At 77.8% G+C, this 4,085-nt stretch carries 4 protein-coding genes; 2 read left to right on the top strand and 2 right to left on the bottom strand.

The window, feature by feature from the left end:
* Positions 1 to 99 precede the first annotated feature (99 nt).
* The gene (locus tag ACFW1I_RS37655; protein WP_384678519.1) at positions 100 to 1,359 is read right to left on the bottom strand and encodes a cytochrome P450; all 1,260 of its coding nucleotides are present in this window, start codon (positions 1,357 to 1,359) and stop codon (positions 100 to 102) included.
* Between the two features lie 273 nt (positions 1,360 to 1,632).
* Between ACFW1I_RS37655 and ACFW1I_RS37650 the strand changes: the two genes are divergently transcribed.
* Positions 1,633 to 2,880: a D-alanyl-D-alanine carboxypeptidase family protein gene (locus ACFW1I_RS37650; protein WP_384678517.1), complete on the top strand. Its 1,248-nt coding sequence runs from the start codon at positions 1,633 to 1,635 to the stop codon at positions 2,878 to 2,880.
* A 19-nt stretch (positions 2,881 to 2,899) separates the two neighbouring features.
* Here ACFW1I_RS37650 and ACFW1I_RS37645 read toward each other — a convergent pair whose 3' ends face one another.
* Positions 2,900 to 3,463, bottom strand: a complete 564-nt coding sequence (locus ACFW1I_RS37645; RefSeq protein WP_384678515.1) for a CGNR zinc finger domain-containing protein — start codon at positions 3,461 to 3,463, stop codon at positions 2,900 to 2,902.
* Between the two features lie 57 nt (positions 3,464 to 3,520).
* Here ACFW1I_RS37645 and ACFW1I_RS37640 point away from each other — a divergent pair.
* On the top strand, positions 3,521 to 4,085 hold a 565-nt coding region (locus ACFW1I_RS37640), incomplete at its 3' end, for an MFS transporter (protein WP_384678513.1).

Raw genomic sequence — 4,085 nt, 5'->3', positions numbered from 1 at the left:
CCGGCGGGGGCCCCTGGCCCCCCCCCGGGGGCCCCCCCCGGGGCCCCCCCCGGGGGGGGGGGCCCGGGGGGGGGCCGGGGGCGGCGCCCCCTGAGGGGGCTACCGGGCGGGGGTGCCGAGCCGGACGGGCAGGGCGCGGACGCTGTTGCCGACGAAGCCCTTGTGCCGGGTCAGGCCGGTCTCGGGGACGGCCAGGTCGAGCTCGGGGAAGCGGGTGAAGAGCGCTTCGAGGGCGATCGCCGCCTCCATGCGGGCGAGCGGGGCGCCCAGGCAGTAGTGGGGGCCGTGGCCGAGGGACAGGTGCTTGGCCGTCCGGGTGAGGTCGAAGCGGTCGGCGTCCGGGCCGTGCGCCGCCGTGTCGCGGCCCGCCGCCGAGTAGCCGGCGAGGACGGGGGTGCCGCGGGGGATGAGGGTGCCGTCGACCGTCAGGTCCCGGGTGGGGTAGCGGAACGGGAAGTAGCTGACGGGGCTGTCCCAGCGCAGGGTCTCCTCGACGGCGTCCGCCCAGGTCGCCCGGCCCTCGGTGACCAGGGCGAGCTGGTCGCGGTGGGCGCACAGGGCGCGGACGGCGTTGGTGACGAGGTTGAGCGTGGTCTCGTGGCCCGCGACGACGAGCAGCAGCAGGGTGCCGATCAGCTCCGGCTGGGCGAGCCGGTCGCCGCCCTCGTCGCGGGCGGCGATCAGCGCGCTCGTCAGGTCGTCGCCGGGGGCGGCCGCCTTGGCGGCGGCGATGGCGGCGAGGAGTTCGACCAGGTCGCGGTTGGCGGCGACGGCCTGCGCGGGTTCGGTGTCGGTGGCGACGACGAGGCTGGACAGCCGGTGGAGCCGGTCCTGGTGGGCGGGGTCGACGCCGAGGAGTTCGCAGATGACGCCGAGGGGCAGCGGGAGGGCGTAGTGGCGGCGCAGGTCGGCGACGCCGTCGCCGGCCGCGGCGGCCTCGGCGAGGCCGTCGAGCAGACCCGCCGTCACCGCCTCGACGCGGGGGCGCAGCTCCTCGACGCGGCGGGCGGTGAAGGCGTTGCTGACGAGGGTGCGCAGCCGGCGGTGGTCGGCGCCGTCGGCGGTCATCATGCCGGGCACGGTGGCGAAGGTGCGCAGCGGCCACCCCTCGGGGATGCGGCCCTCGGCGAGCGCGGTGAAGTGCCGCGGTTCCTTGGCGACGTCGGGATGGGCGAGGAAGTCGCGGAGGGCGTCGTGCCCGAGGACCACCATGCCGTCGATGTCGCCGGGCAGTATCACCGGCGCCACGGCGCCCTGGGCGAGCAGCCGTGCGTTGGCGGCGTGCGGGCACCCGCCGGCCGGGTCGAGCCGGTACGGCTCCGGGGCGCGCTCCGCGGCAGCTCCGGGGCTTGCGTCCATGTCCACTCCTGACGATGGGTGAGGGACCGCCGGACGGGCGCCGGTGCGGCCGCCCGCATCCTAGGGTCAACGCACACGTGTTCGTGCGGTGTTGCGGTGGGCGGGCTCGGCCGCGCCGGGTCCGGCGAGGGGCCGCGCCGTCCGTCCGGCGGGGTCGGGGCGGTCGCACGACCACCCGCCCGGCGGCACGACGCGCCGCCCGGCGTCGCGTTCGCTAGGCCGGGTGGCGCACTCCGCTCTGCGCGCTTCTCCCCTCCTTCCTACGGTGGCTGAATGATCGTCACGTCAGCTCTTCGCCATGCCGCCGCGGGCTCCGCCGCGATGCTGCTCGTGCTCTCCGCCCCCGTGGCCGGCGCCGCGACCCCGCTCCGTACCCCGGCGTCCGCACCCGCCCTCGGACCGGGCTCCGTCTCCGAACCGACCCCTCCCGCGCGGCGGTTCGTCGACCCGGCGCGTCTCGACCGGTCCGGGACGCAGGTGCAGCGGCTGGCCGGCGCCCCGGCCGTGCCCTCCCTGTCGGCGCTGTCGTGGGTGGTGGCCGACGCCGGGACCGGCGAGGTGCTCGCCGCCCGTTCGGCGCACCGGAAGCTGCCGCCGGCCAGCACGCTGAAGGCCCTGTTCGCGCTGACAGCGCTGCCGCACCACGAGGCGGACGAGCAGCACACGGTGGCCGACGAGGAGCTGACGGGGATCGGCGAGGGCAGCAGCCTGGTCGGGGTGAAGGAGGGGTACACGTACCGCGTCTCCGACCTGTGGAACGGCGTCTTCCTCAGCTCGGGCAACGACGCCGTGCACGTCCTCGCGGCGATGAGCGGCGGCTGGGAGTCGATGGCCCGCCAGATGCAGGAGAAGGCCCGGTCGCTGGGGGCCCGGGACACCCACGTGGTCTCCCCGGACGGGTACGACGCGCCGGGCCAGGTCTCGTCCGCGTACGATCTGGCGGTCTTCGGCCGGGCGGGCCTCCAGGACCCGGAGTTCACCCGCTACTGCTCGACCGCGTACGCGGACTTCCCGGCGGGCTCGTGGTCGTACGGCATCGCCAACACCAACCGGCTCCTCACCGGCGCGGACGGCGTCGGCCGCTACCCGGGCATCATCGGCGTCAAGAACGGCTACACCAGCAACGCGGGCAACACGCTCGTCGCCGCCGCCCGCCGGGGCGACCGCACCCTCGTCGTGTCGGTGATGAACCCGCAGTCGGGCGGCGGGCTCGCCGTGTACGAGGAGGCCCGCGACCTGCTCGACTGGGGCTTCGCGGCGGCGGGCAAGGTCCAGCCGGTCGGTTCGCTGCTGCCCCCGAAGTCGCCGGAGGCCCAGCGGTCGGACACCCGGACCGTGTCCGTACGCGGCGGGGCCGGCGCGCCCGCCGCCGCCGCGGGCGCCGCGGCGGACCGCCCGGGCACCGCCGCCGCGTCCACCGAGCAGGGCCCGTCGGTGGCGCTCCCGCTGACGCTGGTCGCCTCCGCCTGCGCGGCCGCGGTCGCCCTCTGGGCCTGGCGCCGCCGGGTGCCGCGCCTCTGACGGACCGCCCGCCGGCCCGTCAGGGACGCGCGGGCGTACGGGAGCGGCGATGGGCGGCCACCCGTTCGCGGGTGGCGCACCGCCGCGAGCAGTAGCGGCGCTCGGGTCCGCTGCCGTGGGCCACGAACACGTGCCCGCAGGACGGGGAGGCGCAGGTCCGGCCGGGCGGGGCCTGCCGCTCCCAGAGCAGGACGGTGAGCGCCAGACAGCCGGAGGCCAGGAACCACGGTGTCCAGGGGGCGTCGTCGGCGGCGTCCGCGTGCGGGTGCCAGGGCGCGGTGCCGGCGTGCGAGGTGAGCCGGAGGGGCCCGGTGTGGGCCGCGAGCAGGGGGTTGAGGAGGGCGGCGGCCTCGTCGGCGGTGGCCGCGGCGAACACCTCCCGGAGGGGGACGGCGGCGGCCCGCATCAGGGTGACGTCCTCGGCGGTCACCTCGACGGGGGCGGGTTCGCCGTGGGCGAGGAGCACGGCGGCGAGCTCGCCGGGCCCGGCCGCCGGGTCGGCCAGCGCGTTGACGAGGGCGGCGGTGCGCAGGGCCATGGCGACGGTGGAGTGCCGGGCGGACCGGTCGTCGAGGACGGGCATCGGCCGAATGTAACGCATATTGCGAGGTTTTGAGTTACCTCCGTAGCCTCGGGCGCCATGCGCAGCAGCGTGCGGAAGTCCCGCCGTCCCACCGTCGCCGCCCCTCTCGCGGGCGCGTTCGCCGCCCGGACCGGGGACGAGATGTCCGGTCCCGCCCTGACGCTCGCCGGGTTCGCCGCCGCCGGCTCGACCTCCCGGGCCGGGACGCTCCTCGCCTGCGTCACGGTCGCGGCGGCGGTCGGCGGTCCGCTGCTGGGCGCGCTCCTGGACCGGGCCCGGCGGCCGGGGCGGCTCCTGGCCGGCGCGCTCGTCCTGTACGCGGCGGGGCTCGGCGCCGTCCTCCTCGGGCTCGGCCGGCTGCCGTTCGGCGTGACGGCGCTGCTCGCGGTGGTGACGGGGCTGATGGGCCCGGCGCTCGCGGGCGGCTGGACTGCACTGCTGCCCCGGCCGGCGTCCGCCGACCGGATGCCCCGGCTGCACGGTCTGGACGCGCTGACGTTCTCCCTCGCGGCGCTGGCCGGCCCGGCGCTCGCCGGAGGGGCGGCGCTGCTCCTCGGGGCGCCGGCGGCGGTCGTCCTCGCGGCGGCCCTCGTCGCGGCGGCGGCGCCCGTCGCCTGGGCGC

The organism is Streptomyces sp. NPDC058955, from assembly GCF_042741435.1.
GTDB lineage: Bacteria > Actinomycetota > Actinomycetes > Streptomycetales > Streptomycetaceae > Streptomyces.
The sequence above is the reverse complement of the archived record's forward strand: the minus strand, read 5'-3'. Positions and strand labels throughout refer to the sequence as shown.